This is a genomic window from Allohoeflea poritis, from assembly GCF_027889715.1.
GTDB classification, from domain to species: Bacteria; Pseudomonadota; Alphaproteobacteria; order Rhizobiales; family Rhizobiaceae; genus Hoeflea_A; species Hoeflea_A poritis.
On record NZ_JAPJZH010000002.1, the window covers coordinates 1 to 22,617 of the forward strand.

Sequence of the window (22,617 nt, forward strand, 5' to 3'; positions counted from 1 at the left end):
AAACAGATCGTCCATCAAAGCCTCCAAAAAGGACTTTGAATCATAATCAAGCGCAGATTAATAGGTCCTGAGCCTAGCTGACCAATGTCACACCCTTTGAAGGGTTGCCGGAAAGTCTCGATTTCTCGAAGGTATGAGGCTGCACATAATGGCGTAACAGTGTATCATTAGGCGGCTCAACAGAGGATTTGGGTTTGACGCAAAAGCAACGCCGATCATGGGGCTGGTGCGCGACGGTTCTGACCGGAATCCTGGTTTGGGTTCCATCGGGTCCGGGCGCCCTTGCGCAGGACGCCGAGGTCTGTTTGCGTCTGCAGGCCCAGCTGGACCGGTATGGTGACGAGGAAATAGGCGCGGTCCCGGCCTATCGCTACGAGACAGAGATTCAGCAGCAGCGCCAGAAGATCGACAAGATACGCTCGGATCTCTACAGCCTGGATTGCTCCGCCGGCAGCGGCAGCATCATCGTCTTCAACAACAGGACCCAGTCCATGTGCCGGCGGATCGCGGCCGCTTTGAGCCGGGAAGAGGCTGAACTCGACCGCCTGTTGCAACAACAAAACCGGGCAGCGGCCCCGGCACGAGGCGGCTCCGCGGCCAGACAGCGCATCCTGGCTGCGCTCAGAGCCAATGATTGTCCGGAGGATGATGGCGTTCGCATCCGCAGGTCGCTTGACCTCGAAGGCGATGAGGATCTTGTCGACCTCAGCGATCCCTACAGCCGCTTTCGCACCATATGCGTGCGCACCTGTGACGGCTATTATTTTCCCGTCTCCTACGCCGCGTCGCCGCTGCAGTTCGACCATGATGCCGATCGCTGCGCGGAAATGTGCCCCGCGGCCGAGGTAGACCTCTATTTTCACCGGGTTCCGGACCAGGAAAGCGAGGATATGGTCTCGGTCATCGACCAGACCCCCTATCGCGATCTTCCGACCGCCTTTGCCTACCGCACCAGCGGCCGTTCAAACGACCCGCAATGCACCTGCCAGTCACCGGTGCCGATCGAGGACGCCGCGATCGATCAGGACAGTGGCCGGTCCATCGTCATCATTACGCCGACCCAAAAGCCCGGCAAAACGGAAGCGGAAGCAAAGGACGCCGCTGAAGACACGCCAGCGCGCGAAATCGACCCGACGCGCCGCGTCAGGGTCGTCGGGCCAAAGTTCCTTCCCGACCAATCAGAGGCAATAGATCTGCGAGCTCCGGCCCAGAGCGAATCCCGGTAAGCGCGACCCGAAGCGGCATGAACAAAGCCCTGCCCTTGCGGCCCGTCGCCGACTTGACGGCATCGGTCCACACCGACCAGGTGGCGCCGTCCCAGGGTTCCGGCGGCAAAAGCGCGAAGGCCTCGCGCACGAATTCAAGATCACCGTCGTCCAGTGTCTCATCCCGCACGGGACCGTTCTCGACGATTGACCACCAGCGCGCCGCGTCTTTCACGAAATCGATGTTCTTTCGCACGGTGGTCCAGAAAGCATCCGCTTTCGGACCGGAGATATCCATTGCGGCAAGCCTGTCCGCCACCGCCTCGTAGGATAGGTCGTGAACCAGGGCGCGGTTGAGCGTCGTAAGTTCTGCCGGATCGAATTTCGCCGCCGATTTGGACGCAAAATCCGGCCTGAAAAGCTCCAGAAGCGCGGACATGGACCCCATCGCGGCAACGCTCTCCGAAGTGCCGATCAGCACCGCCAGGCTGGCGATGGCCATCGGCTCGTAACCGTCCTCCCGCAGGGTACCGATCGACAGCGCACTCGACCGTTTCGACAGCCCCTCTCCGCTCGCGGCGGTGAGCAGATTGTGATGACCGAAAGCCGGCGCTTCGCTGCCGAGTGCCCGAAACAAGGCAATCTGCGCGCCCGTATTGGTCACATGGTCGTCGCCGCGAATGATGTGCGTCACGCCCATCTCGATATCGTCGACGACGGACGGCAGCGTGTACAGATAGGTCCCGTCTTCGCGGATCAGCACGGGATCGGACATGGATGCAAGATCCACCGTCTGCGGCCCGCGCACCACGTCGTCCCAGTGAACTTCGGTGCGCCGGGTCTCAAACGGATTATCGGCGAAATTGGGCAGGAGGAAACGCCAGTGAGGCTTGCGGCCTTCCGCTTCGAGGCGGTGCCTGTCCTCGTCGGTCAGTTTGAGCGCCTCGCGCCCATACACCGGCGGCAGCCGCCGGGCCAGCCGCAGCTTGCGACGCCGTTCCAGCTCCTCGCCGGTTTCGAAACACGGATAAAGCAGCCCGGCTTCGCGCAAGCGGTCCGCGGCGGCGGCATAGGCTTCGCCGCGTTTCGACTGCCATGCAACAGTATCCGGAACAATGCCCAGCCACTCGAGGTCCGCACGGATCGCCTCGGCAAACTCCGTCTTCGAGCGGGCTTCGTCCGTATCGTCGAAGCGCAGGATGAATTCGCCATGGTTCTGCCTGGCAAACAGCCAGTTGAACAGTGCCGTTCGTGCATTGCCGATATGGATATAGCCCGTTGGCGACGGGGCGAACCGGACAGTGGCGGGGCGATTGTTTTCAAGCTCGGTCATGATGGCGGGTTACTCAAGCAAACCATGATTGGCAAGGCATTTGTGGCCCTATGCCACCGAAGCGCCCGCGGATATCGCGATTCTGGAGGCAGCACGGCGGCCGACCAGGGCCATGACGATGCTGACTGCAAGGCAATAAACGCCCATGACCAAAATCTGCAGCGGATAATCAACGCCGAAATCGATCAGGAAACCGGTCACGCCCGGACCCATGGCTGTCGAAAAGACCATCAGGGCAATGACGACCGCGCGGATGGAACCAAGGTGCTTCGTGCCGTAAATCTCCGGCCAGAGTGCGCCGAACAGCGTCGACGACAGGCCGTATGAGATGCCGAGAAGCGCCATGAAGGCGAAAATGCCCCATTGCGCTTCCACGATGGAAAGCAGGAAACAGGACACCGCGAGCGGGATCAAGAAGGAAGGCAAGAGGCGTATGGCCGAGTAGCGGTCGATCAGCACACCGCCGATCAGCGCGAAACAGACGGTCATCGCCGCCATCAGAGCGAACGATCCCGCAAAGGCGGGCAACGACCAACCCCGCAGTTCCACCAGATAGACCTGATGAAAGAAGATGGTGGTGCCGATGAAGCCCGGCGCCAGAATGCCCAGCAGGATCAGCCAGAAGATCGCATCGCGCATGACCTCGCGCCGGGTCCAGTGGCGGGTTGCGCCGTCGGTCGCCGCCCCGTCGGTGGAGCGCGGCTGACGTTCAACCCGCATGAGCGCATAAATGACCGGCAACGCAACGATCACGAGGAACAGGGCTGAAAGCAGCCACGTATTGCGCCAGCCGACACCGACGACAATCGAAACATAGATGAAAGGCAACACGGCTTCACCCGCCTGCAGACCGAGCGTCGCCACCGATACCGCGCGTCCGCGCTGCGCCGCATACCAGCGACCCATCGCCGTGATCGCATTGTGTGTCATCATGCCCTGCCCGAAGAGCCGCAGGCCGAACAGCGTGAAAACCAGCATCGCAAGACTGTCGGCATAGGCCATGGACACCGAAAAGAGCGCCAGCATCGGAATGATCAGCAGGGAAACGCGCGCAACGCTCATCACATCGACGATTTTGCCGAGCTGCGTCAGCACAAGCGCGCTTGCCAGCGTCGCCGCCATGTAAATTGTTCCGAATTCACCGTGACTGAGATTGAACGTCGCGCGGATCTCTCCGGCCGAAAGGGCGATGAAGAAGGTCTGTCCGAAACTGGAAAAACAGGTAAGCAGAAACCCTCCGGCAAGCCAGCGGATATTCTCCCGCAAAAAGGCAACAAAGGACATGAACGGCCGCCATTGGATTTGAAGACACAGACCCGAGAACGGGAATGAGCGGAGGAAAAAGTTCAACAAATTCCGGAATTAGACTTTAACGCTATGCACTGAAAGGATAATCCGGGTCAAGTTCCAGAACACTTGACCGGGGTTGTTGAATTCATGCCCGATTACGCGACCCTTGCCATTGTCTGCTCGATTTTCCTGCTTGCCGGTTTCATAAAGGGATTTGTCGGCTTCGGCCTGCCGCTTGTCGCCATCGGCCTCTTGACCACCATCGTCGGTCTGCAAGCCGCCATCGCCCTGTTTCTCGTGCCGGCCCTTTGCACCAATATCTGGCAAGGATTCGCGGGTGCCTATACCGCCCCGCTCTTCCGGCGCTACTGGACATTCTTCGTGCCGACCATGGTCTTCACCTTTCCCGGGACGCTCGCCCTGTCGCGCTTCGACACGAACTATCTGACCGCCCTGCTCGGTTTTCTGCTCTGCCTTTTTGTCGTGCTCAGCTTCAGCCGCCCGAATTTCGTCGTCCCGGAACGGCTTGAAAAACCGCTCAATCCCGTGATGGGCATCATCAGCGGCATTCTCGCCGGCATGACGGGCGCCTTCACGATGCCCGGCGTCGTCTATCTGCAGGCAACCCGTCTGCCGCGCGATCAACTGGTTCAGGCGATGGGCATGCTGTTCACGCTGTCGACCGTTGGGCTCGGCGTGTCGATGGGCTCGCAAAACCTGCTGAACTGGAACCTTGGGCTGGCATCCTTCGCCGCCTTTGTGCCGACCTTCATCGGATTGATGATCGGCACGCGGATACGCAAACGCACCACCGAGCACGGATTCCGGATCGTCTTCCTGCTCGCCCTCGGGCTGCTCGGCCTCTACATTGTCGGACGTTCGCTGACCGCGCTGTATGTCTAGAGAAAGTTTGCTCTAGCTGCGGTCACGGAAGCGGTTGGTGATCGGATAGCGCCGGTCGCGGCCGAAATTCTTGCGGGTGATCTTGACCCCCGGCGCCGACTGGCGGCGCTTGTATTCGGCGATATAGAGCAGGTTCTCGATGCGGTGGACGAGTTCGCGCGGGTGACCGCGCGCGACAATGCCGTCGACATCCATTTCCTTTTCCACAAGGCATTCGAGAATGTCGTCGAGCACCGGATATTCGGGCAGCGAATCCTGGTCCGTCTGATCCGGCCGCAGCTCGGCCGATGGCGCCTTGTCGATGATGTTGGCCGGAATGACCTCGCCGGACGGCCCGAGCGCGCCCGGCGGCACATTGTGATTGCGCCAGCGCGAAAGCCCGTAGACCTGCATCTTGTAAAGGTCCTTGATCGGGTTGTAGCCGCCATTCATGTCGCCGTAGAGCGTCGCATAGCCGACGGACATTTCCGACTTGTTGCCGGTCGTCACCACCATCGAGCCGAACTTGTTTGAGATCGCCATCAGGATCGTGCCACGGGTCCGGCTCTGCAGGTTTTCTTCGGTCACGCCTTCATTGGTGCCCGCGAAGAGGCCAGACAGCGCGTCCGAAAAACCCTCGACCGGCCCGGAGATGGGCACCGTGTCGTAGCGGCAGCCCAGCGCTTTGGCGCAGGCTTGCGCATCCCGCAGCGATTCATCGGACGTGTAGTGGTAGGGCAGCATGACCGTGCGCACCCGTTCCTCGCCGAGGGCATCCACGGCAAGCGCGGCGCACAACGCGCTATCGATACCGCCGGACAGGCCGAGCACCACATTGGAAAACCCGTTCTTGTTGACATAGTCGCGCAGGCCCAGCATGCAGGCCCGGTAATCGGCCTCTTCGCGGTCGGGGATCTGGGACATCGGACCTTCCGAGCAGGTCCAGCCCTCCTCGCTGCGCCGCCATGTGGTGACCACCGTCTGCGCCTCGAACTGGCTCATCTGGAAGGCAAGCGTCTTGTCGGCATTCATGGCGAAGCTGGCGCCATCGAAGATAAGCTCGTCCTGTCCGCCAAGCTGGTTGGCGAAGATGATCGGCAGGCCGCTTTCGATGATCTGGCGCAGCACGACCTGATGGCGCACGTCCATCTTCTCGCGGTAGTAGGGCGAACCGTTGGCGACCAGAAGCAGTTCCGCGCCGGTTTCAGCCAGCGTCTCGCAGACACCGAAATCGCCCCAGATGTCTTCGCAGATCGGCAGGCCGAGCCGCACGCCGCGGAAATTGACCGGCCCCGGCATCGGCCCGACATCGAAGACGCGTTTTTCGTCGAACTCGCTGTAATTCGGCAGGTCCACCTTGTAGCGCTCGGCGACGATCCGCCCGCCGTCAAGCAAGGCGACCGCATTGTAGCGACCGTCATCGTTCTGCCTCGGCACGCCGACGACCACACCCGGACCGCCGTCGTCCGTCTCCTCGGCAAGCGCCAGGAGGGCACCGTCACAGGCCTTCATGAAGGCCGGTTTCAGAACGAGGTCCTCCGGCGGATAGCCGGACAGGAAAAGCTCGGTGAAGAGGACCAGATCGGCGCCCTGCCGCGCTGCGTCGGCACGCGCCTGCCGGGCCAGCTCAAGATTGCCGGCAATGTCGCCCATGACGGGGTTCTGCTGGACGACCGCAATGCGGATGACGTCGTTCAGTTGCTGTGTGTCGCTCATGAATTGCCATGTATCGTGCGCGGCTGTCCAAGGCAATGCCCGACGGCATACGGCTCATGGCAGCGGCAACAACCCGAACTTTTGCGCAATCACGGACAGCCAGATGACGCCGGCGAGCGTGATGGTCAACGCAACGGCCGCCGAGCCGCAATCCTTGGCGATCCTGATCTCATCCCTGGTCTCGCGGCTCAGAGCGTCGCAAAGCGCCTCAAGGCCCGTATTCATCAACTCAGTGGTGAGAACAATCACGAGTGAGCCGGTCAGGAGCAGGAAGACAAACACGCTGTCGGCCAAGAAATAGGCCACAGGCAGGGAAACCAGGAATATGGCCGCCTCCTGCCGGAATGCGGCCTCGTTCCGGATCACGTGCGAGAGGCCGTTCCAGGAGTTGCGGAACGCGTTGAGGATCCTGTTCATGCGGCACTTCCGAATTGGTGTCAGACAGGCCGCACGCTAAAGCTTTTGCGTAAAAGAATAATTTCCGCCTACTGAAATGCGTAGGCATTCATGGACAGCACCCCGAAATCGCACGAACTGTGCAGTTTGCGGGCACGCCAGCCCTCGCCGGCCGCGCCGAGCGCGCTGAACAGGGGCATGAGATGCTCATCGGTCGGATGGTTCTCGACGGCGAACGGCGCGCGGTCACGATAGGCAAGCAGCGCATCCAGATCCGCGCTTTCAAGTTTCTTGTCCATCCAGTCCACATACTGCGCGACCCAGGCTGGTGTTGTTGCACCGCGCTCACCGCTGCGGAAGGCGGCAAAGGCCTCCTTGAGATTATGCGTCATCGAGCCCGACCCGACGATCAGAATGTTCTCTTGGCGCAGCGGCTCAAGAGCCCGCCCCAGCCTGAAATGGTGCGCCGGTCCCGCATGCGGGTCGACGGACACCTGCACCACCGGAATATCCGCATCCGGATAGACGAGATGCAGCGGCACCCAGGTGCCGTGGTCGAAGCCACGGTCGCAGATGACACCGGCCGCAAGACCTTCATTGCGCATCATGCAGGCAAGGCGTTCCGCCAGCGTCGGACAACCGGGCGCGGCGTATTCGATTTCATAGAGCTCTTTTGCGAAGCCGCCGAAATCATGGATGGTCGCCGGGCTCCGGTCCCCCGATATCGCCACGCCGCCCGCCTCGAAATGGGCGCTGACGACGACAATCGCGTCGGGCCTGGGCAAGTCCCGGCCGAGTTTGCCCAAAAAGGCATGCGCCTCCGTATCGGCGATCACGATGTCAGGTGAACCGTGGGACAGGAAAAGGCTGGACAGTGCGGTCATGGGCAATCCCCTTTGACCAACACCTAACGCGTTGACGATCATCCGGAAGAGTGCAAATGCTGCACAGTTCTTCCAGCAATTGTGAACACGACGGTCCGTTTACGGATGCTGCGGCAATCCGTCCGAAATCTCGTAATAATCGCCCTTGTCGGCGCAATAGATGTGCTTTTCCAGCTTCAGCCCGGTCTCGCCATCGAGACTGCCGGCAAGAATGGCGGTGTGCGGATCGCTGTGGCGTTTCCAGAAAAGCGCCGAACCGCAGACCCTGCAGAAACCGCGCTTGGCATCGTCCGAGGCGTGATACCAAGTGATATACTGAAGGCCCGTAACCTTCAGGTTCTCATCCACGACATTGGTCGTGGCATAGTGGTGGCCCGTCTGCTTGCGGCACTGCGTGCAGTGACAGGCGGTCACGTTCCTTACCGGGCCGCCGGCCGTATAGCTGACCGCCCCGCACAGGCATGATCCGTTGTAGGTTTTCGCCATCTTTTGCCTCCATCGCACCAACACAAGCAGATTGCACCGATGGGGCACAATCCAATAATTTTGATGGCTCTGTTCATCGTGCTGAACAAAAAAGGCAGCGGCCGAAACCGCTGCCTTCAGAAAAACATTGAGGTGCCGGGGTCAGGCCGTCGCGGCCACCCTTGATTCCTGATCGCGACCGCCCTTCAGCAGCTCCGCCACAAGGAAAGCAAGTTCCAGCGCCTGGTCGGCGTTAAGGCGCGGATCGCAATGCGTGTGGTAACGGTCCGAAAGATCCTCAGCCGTCACGGTGCGTGCGCCGCCGGTGCATTCGGTGACGTTCTTGCCGGTCATCTCGACATGAATGCCGCCCGGATGTGTGCCTTCCGCCCGGTGGATCTGGAAGAAGCTCTCCACTTCGGAAAGGACCCGCTCGAACGGCCGTGTCTTGTAGCTGTTGAGCGTGATGGTATTGCCGTGCATCGGATCGCACGACCAGACCACTTTCTTGCCTTCCCGCTCAACCGCGCGGATCAGGTTTGGCAGGTGATCGGCAACCTTGTCGTGGCCGAACCGCGCGATCAGCGTCAGGCGGCCCGGCTCGTTTGCCGGATTGAGCAGATCGAGCAGCTCGAGCAGGCCGTCCGGCTCCATGGACGGACCGCATTTCAGGCCGAGCGGGTTCTTGATGCCGCGGCAGTATTCCACATGGGCGTGGTCCGGCTGGCGCGTCCTGTCGCCGATCCAGATCATGTGGCCGGAGGTGCCGTACCAGTCACCGGAGGTGGAATCCGTGCGCGTCAGCGCCTGCTCGTAGCCGAGCAGCAGCGCCTCATGGCTGGTGAAGAATTCCGTCTCGCGCAGCCGCGCGTGGTTCTCGGCGGTGATGCCCACGGCCCGCATGAAGTCCATGGTCTCGGAGATGCGGTCGGCCAGCGCGCGATAACGCTCGGCCTGCGGGCTGTCCTTGACGAAGCCGAGCATCCACTGATGCACATTCTCCAGATTGGCATAACCACCCTGAGCGAAGGCGCGCAGCAGGTTGAGCGTCGCCGCCGACTGGCGGTAGGCCATGACCTGGCGCTGCGGATCGGGAATCCGCGACTGTTCATCGAATTCGATGCCATTGATGATGTCGCCTCGGTAGCTCGGCAGTTCGACATCGCCCTGGCGCTCGACGTTCGAGGAGCGCGGCTTGGCGAACTGGCCGGCGATGCGGCCGACCTTGACCACCGGCTGCTGGGCACCGAATGTCAGCACCACGGCCATCTGCAGGAAGACGCGGAAAAAGTCGCGGATATTGTCGGCGCCATGTTCGGCGAAGCTCTCGGCACAATCGCCGCCCTGCAACAGAAACCCGTTGCCGTTGGCGACATCGGCAAGGCGGTCGCGCAACTGCCTGGCTTCACCCGCAAACACCAGCGGCGGATAGGAAGCAAGACGCTCCTCTGTCTTTGCCAGTACCTCCTGATCCGGATAGTCCGGCACCTGGAGGATTGGTTTGCTGCGCCAGCTTTCCGGTGTCCAATTCTGTGCCATTTTACTCACCTGCATTGATACAAATGGGCGCCGCAGCGCCTCGACGGCGGGCTTATAGCCCCTATTGCCGTGAATTGCCAGCGCCATTCACGCCGCAAAGGCCCAGTCTACACCAGAGCGGAGGAGATCGGGAAATTCAGCCGCCTTCAGCGTCCCGCATCATCGCCATGCGCCGCTTCAGGACAAAATATCCGGCCAGCCACACCATCGACGCGAGCAGCGAGACGACAAAGCCGAGCGGCACACCGAGCGGAACGAAGACAGCCCATGCGCAAAGGACGAACACGACAAGGCTGGGAAGACCGTAAGGAAACGACTTGATCACCGTATAGGCATCCTCCGGCGAATAGCTGAACTGCAATATGATCAGCAGGGGAAAGAGCATGATCGGGAAGCCCGCCAGCAACCCTGACCACCTCGGCCCGATCGCTGCCGCGACACCGGTCACAGCGACAACCACGCCAACGGCAACACCGGCGCGGGCAGCCACCACCAACCATGTCATTTTGACCCTGCTGCCGATAACAGTGTTTTCATGACCGCGCATGGCAAGGATCGACAACCCTGCCACGATCGCGACCAGAAGCGTGGCGGTCCACACATTCAGCGGCAATTGCGTAATCGCGACCGCGGCAATCAGATAGGCAAGCAAACCACCGCCAATGGCGGACGCAAACCGGTGCCTGTGAACGCGGCTGGAAACAAGCCAATAGCCGAGATTGAAACACAGTGTCGCCGCGAAACCGCCAATCGTGTACGCCGCCGCATCAGCAATGAACATCGGTCCTTGCTCGATACCGATGAAGAAAAAGACAATGGCGACACCCAGCGGAAGCCCGGCGAGTGTGCCGGCCAGCGCCGGCCCGGCGCGCTCGGCAATGCCGGACAAGCCGAGCACGATGACGATGGTTGAAACGATCTTTGCGGCAAGGAGCGACATTGCAGGCGTCAGCTACCGTTCCGGCGTTTGCGGTCAAACAAAGCGGGTACCGCGCTCTTCCAGGACCGTGTCGATAAAATGCCGCTCGTGCTCAAGCAAATCGACCGCGCGCGGATAAACCGGATCGTGCCTGTCGGCATGCACCGAACGCTCGAACCCGTCGGTGGAATCGAGGAAGGAATGGACGCCGTTTCGCCCGAATTCCCGCAGGAAACCCTGTAGCACGGCGTCAAGATAGGATTGCAGGATCGGATGGTGCGGATCGTGATCGGCCGTGTTGGTGCGCGCTTCGTAGACGTACACCGGACAGCCCGGCAGCCCGCCGTCAAGCAGTTCTATCGCTTCCGACGGAACCTCGATCCGGTCATAGGTGGCTTCCCGCTCGTCCACTGCCGGCAGGTTTTCAATTCGATCGAAGACCAGCAGCCCCTCGATCATGCTGTCTTCGACCCGCCGCGCGCTGAGCAGCGATGTGCGGCGTTTGGACCGGATCGGATCGCCCTTCATGCGCGGCCGCCAGCAGCGCCGCCAGCCGGTCAGCCGCACGCGCTGCGCCGATACGTAGTCCGTCAGCAGCGTCGTCCTGTTGACCAGGGAGCCGTAACCGATATAGCCGACAAGCGCGTCGCTGTCGGATCGACCCTCCGGTTCATCTTCTGGGGGCATTTTTCACCTGCTTATCGTATCCCTGCACTGGCTATATCGCGCCCGATGGATTCTTCAAGCAGCAATTAGCTATTGACTTTGACGTAAACGTAAATGGTACCGTTGCCGAACATGGACCTTCAGTTGCACGAATCCAGCGGATTCAGATTATGAATATCAACGCACAAACATCTGAAAACAAAGAGATAACTGCAAAGAACGCGCTGAAACCCCTCATCGCGGACGAGGATATCGAAGCGCGCGATGTCCGTTTCACCGCTTCGGACGGCTACATCCTGACCGGGACGCTGTTCACAGCCAAAGCCGGCCAGCCGCACAATAACGGACCGCTGGTGCTGGTCTCTTCTGCAACTGGAGCGCCGAGAGGCTTTTACCGGTCCTTCGCCAGGGAGCTGGTTGCTCATGGCAGCCGCGGCGTCCTGACATACGACTATCGCGGTCTGCCGGATTCGCCCCGCCCGCAAGGTTTCGAGGGGCGGATCAACATGCGCGACTGGGCGCACCGCGACATGCCCGCGGCAATCCGGCGTCTCGATGAGGAGGCGCCCGGCCATGCGATGGTCGGCATCGGTCAGTCATTCGGAGGACAGGCGCTTGGAATCTGCGGCCGGCCGGAGCGGTTCCAGCGCTACTGCATGGTCGCGACCCTGTCCGGTTACTGGCGCAATACGAGCACCGCCTGGCAGAACCTTGTCATGATGCATGTCATCGGCCTGCCGATGACAGCGCTGCTCGGCCGGACCGCACGGTGGATGGGCCTTGGCGAGCCGATACCCGCGACCGTCTTCCGCGACTGGGCACGCTGGTGCTTCCACCATGAATATTTCTTTGACGATCCGACCGTCGGGGCGCGGGAGGGCTATGCGCGCGTGCGCATGCCGATCCTTTCGCTCGGCATGACGGACGACCCCTGGGGAACGCCGAAAGCGATCCACGCGCTGATGAAACACTACGTCAATGCAGACATCACCGAACGCTGGCTGACGCCGGAAAATGCAGGCGGCCAGCCCATAGGCCATCTCGGTTTCTTCCGGTCACGCTTCCGCGACACGCTGTGGCCAAGCACCGTTTCCTGGCTGCTGGAAGGGCCGGAGCCCCCTACTCGACCCTGACGCCGTCTTTGACCCGATAGGTCGGCTGGTACATGGTCACCAGCTCTTCCGCTGCCGTCGGATGGACAGCCATGGTGCGATCGAAATCGTCCTTCGTGCAGCCGGCCTTCAGCGCAATTGCAAGAAGCTGCGCCATCTCGCCCGCATCGGGTCCGAGGATATGCGCCCCGACGACCCTGCGGTCGGCTGCATTGACGACCAGCTTGGTGATCATCTTCTCCTGGCGGCCCGACAGCGTATGTTTCATCGGCCGGAAGGCTGCGCTGTAGATCTCCAGCTCATCGTATTTCCTGGTGGCCGCATCTTCGGACAGTCCGACCGTTCCGATCTCCGGTTGCGAGAACACGGCGGTGGCGACCATCTCGTGGTCGGCGCGGGTCGGATTGTCCTTGAACAGCGTTTCAACGACGCACATGGCCTCGTGAATGGCGACGGGCGTGAGCTGAATGCGGTCCGTCACATCGCCGACAGCGAAGATGTTTTCGACATTGGTGCGCATGTAGTCATCGACCACGATCGCACCCTTCTCGTCGGTCGCAACGCCAGCATCTTCAAGCCCGAGGCTTTCCGTATTGGGAACACGTCCCAGCGCCATCATGACCTCGTCGACCTTCAGGTTCTTGCCGCCCGATGTGGTCACATCCAGCCGCGCATCCGCCGAGCGCACGACCTTGGTGATCACCTCGTGGCACAGGATGCGGATTCCCTTTTCCTCCATGGTCCGATGCAGCATGCGCCGCACGTCCATGTCGAAATTCTTCAGGATTTCAGGCCCCCGGTAGATCAGCGTCGTCTCGACGCCAAGCCCGTGGAAGATGTTGGCGAATTCGACCGCGATATAGCCGCCCCCGGCAATCAGGATCGATTTCGGCAGGCGCTCAAGATGAAAGGCTTCATTGGAACTGATCGTCAGCTCCTGGCCCTCCAGCGTGTCGACACCATTGACCCGTCCGCCGACCGCGACGAGGATCTTGTCCGCCGTCACGATCTGGTTGCTGCTGACAATGCGGACCCGGTGCTCGTCAACCAGCTCCGCCCGGCTGTCGAAGATCTCGGCGCCGGCATTGCTCAGACCCTTGCGGTAAAGGCCTTCGAGCCGCGCGACTTCCCGATCCTTGTTGGCGATCAGCGTCTGCCAGTCGAAATGACTTTCCCCGACCCGCCAGCCGAACCCGGCCGCATCCTCGAACTCCTCCGAAAAATGCGAAGCGTAGACAAACAGCTTCTTGGGAACGCAACCGCGAATGACACAGGTCCCGCCGTAGCGGAATTCCTCGGCGATCCCGACACGTTTGCCCAGGTTCGCGGCAAGGCGCGCCGCACGCACGCCTCCGGAACCGCCGCCGATTACAAAAAAATCATAGTCGAAATCAGTCATTGTATGGCTCTTGAACTGGTGCTGGAGTGACCGGGCCGCTGCCCGTCTCAATTGGGAAAAGAGAAGTTAGGCACCGCATATCAAAAGAAAAGCCCGGTTGAAACCGGGCTTGCTCAACAATCCGTGAGGCCGACTACTGTGTGTCGGTCGAAGAATCTTCCGTGGGTGTTTCCCCGACACGCGCCCTCAGCGCCTCGTCTGTCGCGGTCGCCAGATCGCGCGAGATTCCGTTTGACCACACTTCGGCGGCCTGCAGAAGCTGGCGCGTCGCGATCGGTCCGAGCTCGAGAAGCTTCTTGCCCGATTCGCTTGCGTAAAAGGCCTGGATATCCTTCAGTTCCTGCTCGGAAAAATTCCGTGCGTAGATCAGGGCGGCCTCCCGTTCGAGGTCCGCGCGCCGTCCGGCCATTTCAATCGCCGTCTCGTCAACGGTCACGGAAATGACCTCCTGCAAATTCGGCGCGGTCTGGATCAGGGAGGTTTTCAGGTTCTGGGCGGCGTTCGGCAATATCGCGTCGAACTGGTCGGTCGCATTGATTGCGTTGAGTGCCCCACGGGCGGCTGCGAGGTGTTCTTCAGACGGTTCCTGAGCCTGTGCTGAGGCTCCAAGGCCGACTGCCGCTACGATCGCGGCCGCAACGCCATAACGGCGAATGCTCAAGGCCATGCTCATCTGTTTCATATCTCCTGATTTCCTCTGCTTTTCATTATCGACACGCCGTTTGGTCCGGCGATTATTGCTTCGCAAGCGACACTGAGAAAGAGGCCGTGTTCGACGACCCCTGGTATGGAGTTGAGCGCAGCTGACAGCGCTTCTGCATCTGGAATACGGCCAAAAGATGCATCCAGTATGAAATGACCGCCATCCGTCTCGAAAGGCACGTCCCGGTCCATTCTCAGCTCCAGGGCGCCGGTGAGACCGAGCGCCGAGGCCGCCTTCTCGACAGCAATGCGCGTCGCCGCCAGACCGAACGGGCTGACCTCGACGGGCAGCGCAAACCGGCCCAGGGTCTCGACCACCTTCGATTCATCGGCGATCACGACCATGCGCTCGGACGCGCAGGCGACGATCTTTTCGCGCAGCAACGCGCCGCCGCCGCCCTTGATAAGGCGAAGTTCGCGGTCCACTTCGTCGGCGCCATCGATGGTCAGATCAAGCTCCGGCAATTCGTCGAGCGAATGTATGGGAACACCCAGTTCGACACACAATCCGGCTGTCCGTTCCGATGTCGGAACGCCCTTGATTTCGAGGCCCGCCTCAACCTTCTCGGCAAGCAGCCGGACAAACTCCTCGGCGGTGCTGCCGGTGCCGATGCCAAGCCGCATTCCCGGCCGCACATGCTCCAGTGCGGCGCCGGCGGCCTGGATTTTAAGTTGTCGGGCGTCCATGCGCCGATAGCTCCTGTATAAGACTTGACGCTGTTACCATGTCGCCGTCGCCAAGCAAAGGCGTATTTGCCGACATGCTTACCGCCCGACCTCAATTTCGGTTTTGTTGTGTATCAGCGTCTTGACAGGCCGGTTACACCGGCTAGGACTGCGCGCGTTCCGCGACAATAGAAGGCCTGCCCAATGCCCTCACCTCTCGTCATGTTCGACCTCGACGGCACGCTGTTCCACACCGCACCGGATCTGATGGAAAGCCTCAATCACGTCATCGGCGGCATGGGGCTTTCTCCGGTCGAATATGACGACATGACGTTCCTCGTCGGCAGCGGTGCGCGCGCCATGATCGCCCGGGCGCTGGAGCTGCGCGAGACGGAAATCGCATCTTCGGAATTCGAAGGGCTATTCACGCGGTTCCTGGAACACTACAGCGCGTCGATGCCCGGCACGTCACAACCCTATCCCGGTGTGGTCGAGGCGATGGACCGCCTTGCGGCCGCCGGCTATGCGCTTGCCGTATGCACCAACAAGACGGAGACCATGGCGCGCAGGCTGCTCAAGCTAACCGGACATCTGCCCCGCTTTGCCGCCGTTACCGGCGGCGATACTTTTGCGGTCAGGAAACCGGACGCCGATCATCTGCACGGAACGGTCCGGCTGGCCGACGGCGATCCCGCCCGCTCGATCATGATCGGGGATTCCATCAACGACATCAGCGCCGCGCGACGCGCCGGAATCGTGTCCATCGGCGTGCCCTTCGGCTACAGCGAAACGGCAATGACGGAACTCGGTCCTGACCACATCATCAGCCACTACAAGGAATTGACGCCCGAACTTGTCGGGCGCCTGTTGAATGGCAGTTAGCCAGCGATTACCTGTTGCTGAAGGCTAGCTCTGCGCCTGCCTTGTCTGTGCCGTGCGCTGGATGGCCTTGTCCAGATGAGCGTCGCGGCCATACATGTCCGCGTAATAGCCGACCGAACCGTCTTCGTTTGGCCAGGCCGTGAAATACGACACATAGACCGGAATCTTCCCCGGAACCGCTTCCGCCAGGTTGCGCCCCTGAGCGATCTGCTCGGCAATATATTCGCGCGACGTGCCGAGAACGGCAGCGGCCATGCCACGCGGGTCGTGCAGCCGGATGCAGCCATGGCTGAAAGCGCGCGCATCCCGGTCAAACAGGCTCTTGGCCGGCGTATCGTGCATATAGATGGCGTGCTTGTTCGGGAACAGGATTTTCAGCTCGCCAAGCGCGTTCTTGCGGCCGGGCGGCTGGCGCACATCCACCGGCACGGTCGTCGAGCCGACGGTGAACCAGTCAATATTGCGCGATGACACACGCCGTCCGCGCCGGTCGGTCAATTCGTAACCGAGGCGGTCGAGATAAGACGGGTCCTGGCGCAGTTTCGGCAGCATCTCGTTGACGATGATCGAACGCGGCACGCCCCAATAGGGATTGTATTCAATGGTTTCGATCTCATCCTGGAAGAAGCTCGTCTGGTTCGATTTCTTTCCGACGACCACCCGCATGGAGATCTCGTCCTTGCCGTCCTTGATGAACGTTGCCTTGTAGGCCGGCTGATTGACGAACACATGGCGGGTTCCGAGATTGCGCGGCAGCCAGCGCAGCCGTTCCATCGCCAGAACAACCTTGTCGACCTTGTCAGCATTGGAAACGCCGGCAAGCTTGCCGATTGTCATCTTGCCGACAATGCCGTCCGCCGCCAGGCTGTTTTCCCGCTGAAAATCGCGGACAAGCTCAACAAGCTCCGGCGTGTAGAGATCGCTCCCGGCGGTCTCGAACTCAATGAAGGTGATGCCATGATCCACCAGCAGCGCGTCCGAGCCCCGTTTGCGGATTGCGGCCACGATGTTCTTCAACTCCGGGCTCTTGCGACCGGGCTTCAGAAAGGTGCCCTCGGCAATTTCGATATGGTCTTCCTCGTCGGCGGCGCGCAATGCCGCCAGCTCGACTGTCAGCGCTTCGAACTGCCGGTTTCCGGGATTTGATCCCCGCAGATAAACGCCGGCGTCGGATGTTGCGGCCAGGTTGCCGAGCGCAGACGCAAGATCGACATCCTTGCGCTCGAAATCGTGGTAACCGGAAAGCCGGTTCGGATCGATGCGGCCGCGCGTGGCATCGAGCACGTAACTGAGCGCCTTCGCGCTCATTTCCATTTCAAAGCGGATAAGTTCCTTTCGCCGGGCTTCAGTATCGGCCTGGTCGAAATCATCGGCCGGAAGCGAAACCTGGTAGTCCGTCGCAGACAGCCCCACCTCATCGGCGGACGCCATCACCTCCAGCGCCGCCTTTGCCTGCCCGTTGGGCGCCATATCGGTCACCCAGATGAAGGAATGGTTGGCCTTGTAGTGCTCGATCAGCGCGTCGCCGACTTCCTTGAGCACCTTTACCTTATAGCCTTCGAGGTAACGCAGTGATTCCTCGAAGTCTCCACGCGGCAGTGGCGGAATGATGAAGGGATCGGCGGACGCCACTTCCACTGCCGCCAGCGGCGACAAGCTGACGGCCTTAATGAGGTCGGGCTTGTAGGTGTAGAAACTCGGCCCCTTGATTCGCGGCGCCGGAGAGGAGGCCCGCGTCGCGCGGTATCGCTCGATCTGCCGCTTGCGGTGATGGCGGCTGCGGTGTTTCTGACCGAAAATGACTTCGAACAAAGAACTCTGGGCAAAAGCCGGCGGTGCCGTGGGCGCAACCGCTCCAACTGCAAAGACACATGCCATCGCGACCAAGCTTTTGCGCATCTTCAAACTCCTGGTTTTCACTCCAGCCCCCTTCATCATCATTCCCGACGAGTCACGCGCCCCGCAGCGCGGAATTTTTGCAAGAGCTATTGCTACGACCTGTTAAGGCGAGAGTGCAACAGCCCCGCGGCGGAATTTCATAAAATACAACAGAATTCCTAAAAAATTGATCAATGTTTAAAAAATTGATCACTGCTGCATTGATGCATCACTTTGCCGGTTTACAAGCAACCAGTTGCAAAACCACAGAGCAATCAGACCCGCCACAAGTTGAGCCGATACAAACGGCAGAACATCCTGTGGCCGTATTCCGGCAAAGCTGTCGGAAAACCCCCGCGCGATCGTTACGGCGGGGTTGGCGAAGGACGTTGAGGCGGTGAACCAGTAGGCAGCCGTGATGTAGAGCCCGACGGACATCGCAACCGCATTCTCGCGTGCGCGGAGCGTCGCAAGGATCGTGAACACCAGCCCGAATGTCGCGACGCCTTCCGCAAACCACTGCGCCGGTCCGGTGCGGACCTTTTGGGAAAACTGAAACAATTCAAGGTCAAACATGATGTGCGCCGCCCACACGCCAACAAGACCGCCGAGGACCTGCGCAAGGATATAGGCGACAGCGTCTCCGCCGCTGATATCGCGCTTCACGGCGAATACAAGGGTGACCGCCGGGTTGAAATGGGCCCCCGAGATCGGGCCGAGCATCGTGATGAGCACGACGAGGATCGCGCCGGTCGGAATGGTATTGCCAAGCAATGCGATCGCGACATTGCCGTCCGCAAGCGCCTCCGCCATGATGCCGGAACCAACGACTGTCGCCAGCAGAAATGCCGTTCCGACGAATTCCGCCCCCAGGCGCTTACCAAGATTGTCGTACAAGATGTATCCCCCATGAACCGGCAGGAAGCGGTTCGTTTCCGCGAATCTGTTCACAAAAATTTGACCGTAGGATCGCGGCGGTTCGCGACCGATGCATCTGGAAATCATGAAATATGGATAAATGCAAGTGCAGCCGCCAGGAGCGGTATCATGCAATCTATCGCCCCAGACAGTTCATTGGACAGGATCGTGGCAGAGCAAATTTGACCTGAACCGCGAATAACTCCAAAAAAGGAAACCAAACGGTGGGGATAGGACGGATTGCATGAAGCGAAACCTGCGGATGATCTCGGGGGCGGTCCTCTTTGCGTTTCTGACCTGCCACCTTCTGAACGTGGCGTTCGGCCTGATTTCGGTCGATGCCGTCGAAGCCGCCCGGCCTTTCCTTACCGCTCCCTGGACGATACCGCCGATCGCGCAGCTGCTAAGCATTTCGATGCTGGTGCACGCCTTGCTCGGTCTCGAAGCCATCTATCACCGCAATACGCTCAGAATGTCCGGCTATGATCAGGTTCAGCTGATATCGGGCCTGCTCATTGTCCCGCTGCTGGCATCCCACGTCGTCGGGATCATTGGTGCCAAGCAGCTCTTCCAGTTCGATCCGGATTACCACAATATTCTGGGCTTTTTCTGGCTCGACGCCCCCGGCGAAGGCCTGCGACAGGTGGTGGTGGTGATCGTTGCCTGGCTTCACGGCAGTATCGGCATGTTCAGCTGGCTGCGCCTGAAAGCGTCCTGGGACCGGCTCTCGCTGTTCATATACCCGCTGGTCGTCGCGGTTCCGGTGCTTGCGCTGGTCGGATTTGTCGACGCCGGGAACGAAGTCATCGCCGAGCGGCAGGCGGCCGCAGCAGCGCAATCAGCCGAGACGGCGCCCGCACCGGACTATACCGACGAAGAATTGCAGGCGCTCGAGGCAGCCATTGCCGAGCGCCAGCAGGAAATCCAAAGCAACCTCGATTTCCTGTCGGACGTCATGTGGACAATTATCGGTGTCTACGCCGTACTCGTGGCGATAACCTTCCTGGCACGCGGGATCCGTCTTTACAGGGCGCATCGCAACACAGTGTCCGTGCGCTACCGGAACGGCCCCGATTTCAGCACCAGGGCGGGCGCGAGCATGCTCGAAATCGCCCGGCTGAACGATGTCCCGCACGCTAATCTGTGCCGCGGCCGCGGCCGTTGTGGAACCTGTCGCATACGTGTCCTTGCTTCCGATCCGCCCTTGCCGGAGCCAGGCAAGGTGGAGGCTGCCACACTCAAACGGCTGGGTCTCGGACCCGACATCCGCCTCGCCTGCCAGATCGTGCCCGAGCCAGGCTCCTTGCTCGTGGAGAGGCTTGTCGAGGCCGACATCGTACCGGGCGATCTGCACACCCGCGAAACGAAGGTCGATGATCACGAAGAGGCAGCGGAGAACGTCCATGCCTGAGTTCCGCGCGCCGATCGCTCTCATTCTCACCGCGGCACTGTTCTGCTTTTCGGTGCTCATCGGCAATCATGCAATAGCTCAGGTGATGCCGGGCGCATTGCCGCAGCCCGCCGCCGAGGAGGAGACCGTGACGCCGCCGCCCTCCCCCAATGATGTTCGCGAACTGATGCGCCTTCTGTCCGACCAGAGCATGATCGAATGGCTCCGGGCACAAAGCCAGGAGACGGCCGAATCGGCAGGCGAAACGGACGCGTCCGAGAGCTTCCGTCGGGAATTCGCCGAACGTGTAACGCAAATCCGCCAGCGGCTGGCGGACCTTGCCGTGAGCTGGCGCAACCTGCCCGCCGCGCCCGCATTTCTGGCTGAATCCTGGCGTGCCCAGATGACAGCGGATCAGACGCTGCGCAGCATCACCTATGTGCTGATTTTCCTGGTGGTCGGCGGCGGGCTTGAATGGCTTTACCGGCAATATGTGCAGGCTGCGCTCATGCGCGTTGAACTGCGGCAGCGTGACACCTTGTGGGGCCGCGTTCGGGCAGCGCTGATGCGCGCGATCCTGTTGCTCGGCGGACTGGCTGTCTTCTCGATCGGTGCGATCGGCGCCTTCCTGAGCTTCGATTGGCCGCCCTTCGTCGAAAGCGTCGTGCTCAACATCCTCATCGTGTTCATCACGATCCGCAGCGCCACAACGCTGTCAATGTTCGTGCTCGCGCCGCGTGTCGCCGCACTGCGGCTGGTCCCGATGAGCTCACGCCTGGCCCGACCGCTCCACGCCTGGATCGTGGTGCTCGCATCCATTGCGACGATCGCGTTTGCGGTTTCCGATATCTTCGATCACCTGGCCGGCGAGACGGACGCCGTCGGCGCCACCCTAGCCGTCGACGTCGCCGCAGGCATGCTGTGCACCCTTCTTACGATCGCCGCTATCTGGCACATCGCAAGGATCCTGCGCACGGCGCCTGAGCCGGATTTGCGGTCCGGCAAGCCACGGCGGCCGTTCTGGCCCGGTTTCCTGACCGTAATCGTGGTCGCTGCCTTCGCTCTTTCGGTGCTGGACGCTGCGAGCCTGATGTGGAGCGTGCTGATCATCGGCCTGGTCATTCCGGTCATGCGGATTCTCAATGCGCTTGTCGATCACCTGTTCGATCAGGCCGAAGGGCGTGATCCGCCCGCTGCCCGCCCAAGGGCCTCCGCACTGTCCGCGGCGGCTGTAACCGGCGAGGACCAGGCAGCGGGACAAGAGGAGCCGCCCGCCGTGCCCACTCCGGAAGCCGCAGACGATATGGAGAACGAAGACGACGAAATCGTCGGCCCGTTCGAACTCTATCGGCCAGTGGCGCGTCGCCTGGCGCGCTTCGTCGTCCTGATCAGCGCCATCTTCGCGCTTCTCTATGCGTGGGAGGGCAATATCCTGACGCTGTCGGAATCGCAGACCATCACCGGCCGCTTCGTCGCCATCCTCGCCGACATATTGGCGGCAGTGTTGATTGCCGACCTCGTCTGGGTCTGGGCCAAGTCGGCCATCGACCGGCGTCTTGCCAATTATGTTCCGCCGCAGGGAAGCGAGGCGCCCGGCCCCGAGGCCCGCATGGCGACGCTGCTCCCGATCCTGCGCGTCACACTGCTCGTCTTCCTCATCGTCATCGTCGCCATGACGGTGCTCGCATCGCTCGGCATCAATATCGGCCCGCTGCTGGCCGGCGCCGGCGTGATCGGCATAGCCATCGGCTTCGGTGCGCAGGCGCTCGTGCGCGACATCGTCTCCGGCATCTTCTTCCTGATCGATGACGCCTTCCGGATCGGCGAATATATCGAGATCGGCGAGTTGCGCGGTACGGTCGAATCCATGTCGATCCGCTCCCTGCGCGTACGGCACCATCTCGGCGCCGTGCACACCATTCCATTCGGCGAACTGAAATCACTCACCAATTACAGCCGCGACTGGGTCATCATGCGGCTGGAGTTCCGCGTCCCCTTCGACACCGACATCAAGCTGGTCAAGATGATCGTCAAGAAGATCGGCGCGGAGATGCTGGAACATGAGGGCTATGGCGACAGCATCATACAGACCCTGAAGTCGCAAGGCGTACGGCGCATGGAGGAATTCAACATGGTCGTCGGCGTCAAGTTCATGTGCAAACCCGGCGCGCAATGGCTGATGCGCCGCGATGCCTACCAGAAGCTTCGCGACGCATTCGAGTCCAACGGCATCAGCTTCGCGCAGCGCAATGTGACGGTCGAGGTCAAGGGCGACGGGCCACTGGACGAGGACGCCAGAAAGGCGATTGCCGGCGCCGTTCAGCCGGCGATCGAAGCCACCCAGCCGGGCGTGGTGCCGGACGAGCCTTAGAGCA

Annotated in this window: 20 protein-coding genes; 6 read left to right on the top strand and 14 right to left on the bottom strand. The window is 61.0% G+C overall.

Going from position 1 to position 22,617, the window contains the following annotated elements; all coding sequences use genetic code 11:
* Positions 1–194 precede the first annotated feature (194 nt).
* Positions 195–1,226, top strand: coding sequence for a DUF2865 domain-containing protein (locus OOZ53_RS03040; RefSeq protein ID WP_271087839.1), 1,032 nt, complete (start codon positions 195–197; stop codon positions 1,224–1,226).
* On the opposite strand, the gene gltX is transcribed toward OOZ53_RS03040, so the two are convergent.
* Positions 1,144–2,538, bottom strand: coding sequence for a glutamate--tRNA ligase (gltX, locus tag OOZ53_RS03045; RefSeq protein WP_271087840.1), 1,395 nt, complete (start codon positions 2,536–2,538; stop codon positions 1,144–1,146). The genes OOZ53_RS03040 and gltX overlap by 83 nt on opposite strands.
* Before the next feature lie 48 nt (positions 2,539–2,586).
* The gene (locus OOZ53_RS03050) at positions 2,587–3,822 is read right to left on the bottom strand and encodes an MFS transporter (protein ID WP_271087841.1); all 1,236 of its coding nucleotides are present in this window, start codon (positions 3,820–3,822) and stop codon (positions 2,587–2,589) included.
* Between the two features lie 153 nt (positions 3,823–3,975).
* Between OOZ53_RS03050 and OOZ53_RS03055 the strand changes: the two genes are divergently transcribed.
* The gene (locus OOZ53_RS03055) at positions 3,976–4,731 is read left to right on the top strand and encodes a sulfite exporter TauE/SafE family protein (protein ID WP_271087842.1); all 756 of its coding nucleotides are present in this window, start codon (positions 3,976–3,978) and stop codon (positions 4,729–4,731) included.
* Positions 4,732–4,743: 12 nt separating this feature from the next.
* On the opposite strand, the gene OOZ53_RS03060 is transcribed toward OOZ53_RS03055, so the two are convergent.
* The 7 genes from OOZ53_RS03060 to OOZ53_RS03090 all read right to left on the bottom strand — a co-directional run bounded on the left by OOZ53_RS03060 (position 4,744) and on the right by OOZ53_RS03090 (position 11,316).
* Positions 4,744–6,426: an NAD+ synthase gene (locus OOZ53_RS03060; protein WP_271087843.1), complete on the bottom strand. Its 1,683-nt coding sequence runs from the start codon at positions 6,424–6,426 to the stop codon at positions 4,744–4,746.
* 54 nt (positions 6,427–6,480) lie between these two features.
* A complete protein-coding gene (locus OOZ53_RS03065; RefSeq protein ID WP_271087844.1) occupies positions 6,481–6,843 on the bottom strand; it encodes a diacylglycerol kinase in 363 nt (120 codons plus the stop codon).
* A gap of 68 nt (positions 6,844–6,911) precedes the next feature.
* Complete coding sequence (locus OOZ53_RS03070) at positions 6,912–7,706, bottom strand: DODA-type extradiol aromatic ring-opening family dioxygenase (protein WP_271087845.1); 795 nt, start codon at positions 7,704–7,706, stop codon at positions 6,912–6,914.
* 99 nt (positions 7,707–7,805) lie between these two features.
* Positions 7,806–8,192, bottom strand: coding sequence for a GFA family protein (locus OOZ53_RS03075; RefSeq protein ID WP_271087846.1), 387 nt, complete (start codon positions 8,190–8,192; stop codon positions 7,806–7,808).
* A gap of 141 nt (positions 8,193–8,333) precedes the next feature.
* The gene (locus OOZ53_RS03080) at positions 8,334–9,710 is read right to left on the bottom strand and encodes a class II 3-deoxy-7-phosphoheptulonate synthase (protein ID WP_271087847.1); all 1,377 of its coding nucleotides are present in this window, start codon (positions 9,708–9,710) and stop codon (positions 8,334–8,336) included.
* Between the two features lie 136 nt (positions 9,711–9,846).
* On the bottom strand, positions 9,847–10,650 hold the full coding sequence (locus OOZ53_RS03085; protein ID WP_271087848.1) for a hypothetical protein: 804 nt from the start codon (positions 10,648–10,650) through the stop codon (positions 9,847–9,849).
* A gap of 33 nt (positions 10,651–10,683) precedes the next feature.
* Positions 10,684–11,316, bottom strand: coding sequence for a gamma-glutamylcyclotransferase family protein (locus OOZ53_RS03090; RefSeq protein ID WP_271087849.1), 633 nt, complete (start codon positions 11,314–11,316; stop codon positions 10,684–10,686).
* 149 nt (positions 11,317–11,465) lie between these two features.
* On the opposite strand from OOZ53_RS03090, the gene OOZ53_RS03095 reads away from it, so the two are divergent.
* A complete protein-coding gene (locus tag OOZ53_RS03095; RefSeq protein ID WP_271087850.1) occupies positions 11,466–12,428 on the top strand; it encodes an alpha/beta hydrolase family protein in 963 nt (320 codons plus the stop codon).
* Here the strand turns inward: OOZ53_RS03095 and gor are convergent.
* The 3 genes from gor to rpiA form a co-directional block, all read right to left on the bottom strand.
* Entirely contained in the window at positions 12,415–13,806 is a 1,392-nt protein-coding gene (gene gor, locus OOZ53_RS03100) for a glutathione-disulfide reductase (RefSeq protein WP_271087851.1), read from the bottom strand. The two genes, OOZ53_RS03095 and gor, sit on opposite strands and share 14 nt — an antisense overlap.
* A gap of 133 nt (positions 13,807–13,939) precedes the next feature.
* The gene (locus OOZ53_RS03105; protein WP_333780582.1) at positions 13,940–14,488 is read right to left on the bottom strand and encodes a DUF2059 domain-containing protein; all 549 of its coding nucleotides are present in this window, start codon (positions 14,486–14,488) and stop codon (positions 13,940–13,942) included.
* The gene (gene rpiA, locus OOZ53_RS03110; RefSeq protein WP_271087852.1) at positions 14,485–15,195 is read right to left on the bottom strand and encodes a ribose-5-phosphate isomerase RpiA; all 711 of its coding nucleotides are present in this window, start codon (positions 15,193–15,195) and stop codon (positions 14,485–14,487) included. Before rpiA ends, OOZ53_RS03105 begins: the two co-directional genes overlap by 4 nt.
* Before the next feature lie 183 nt (positions 15,196–15,378).
* On the opposite strand from rpiA, the gene OOZ53_RS03115 reads away from it, so the two are divergent.
* Entirely contained in the window at positions 15,379–16,056 is a 678-nt protein-coding gene (locus OOZ53_RS03115; RefSeq protein WP_271087853.1) for an HAD family hydrolase, read from the top strand.
* 24 nt (positions 16,057–16,080) lie between these two features.
* Here the strand turns inward: OOZ53_RS03115 and OOZ53_RS03120 are convergent, their stop codons facing one another.
* On the bottom strand, positions 16,081–17,955 hold the full coding sequence (locus tag OOZ53_RS03120; RefSeq protein WP_271087854.1) for a L,D-transpeptidase family protein: 1,875 nt from the start codon (positions 17,953–17,955) through the stop codon (positions 16,081–16,083).
* A 189-nt stretch (positions 17,956–18,144) separates the two neighbouring features.
* Positions 18,145–18,831, bottom strand: coding sequence for an MIP/aquaporin family protein (locus OOZ53_RS03125; protein ID WP_271087855.1), 687 nt, complete (start codon positions 18,829–18,831; stop codon positions 18,145–18,147).
* Positions 18,832–19,096: 265 nt separating this feature from the next.
* Here OOZ53_RS03125 and OOZ53_RS03130 point away from each other — a divergent pair, with 265 nt between their 5' ends.
* Both OOZ53_RS03130 and OOZ53_RS03135 read left to right on the top strand, forming a co-directional pair.
* Entirely contained in the window at positions 19,097–20,263 is a 1,167-nt protein-coding gene (locus OOZ53_RS03130; protein ID WP_271087856.1) for a 2Fe-2S iron-sulfur cluster-binding protein, read from the top strand.
* Positions 20,256–22,613 carry a mechanosensitive ion channel domain-containing protein gene (locus OOZ53_RS03135; RefSeq protein WP_271087857.1) on the top strand — a complete coding sequence of 786 codons (2,358 nt, stop codon included), beginning with the start codon at positions 20,256–20,258 and terminating at the stop codon, positions 22,611–22,613. The genes OOZ53_RS03130 and OOZ53_RS03135 overlap by 8 nt, the downstream gene beginning before the upstream one ends.
* Positions 22,614–22,617 lie beyond the last annotated feature (4 nt).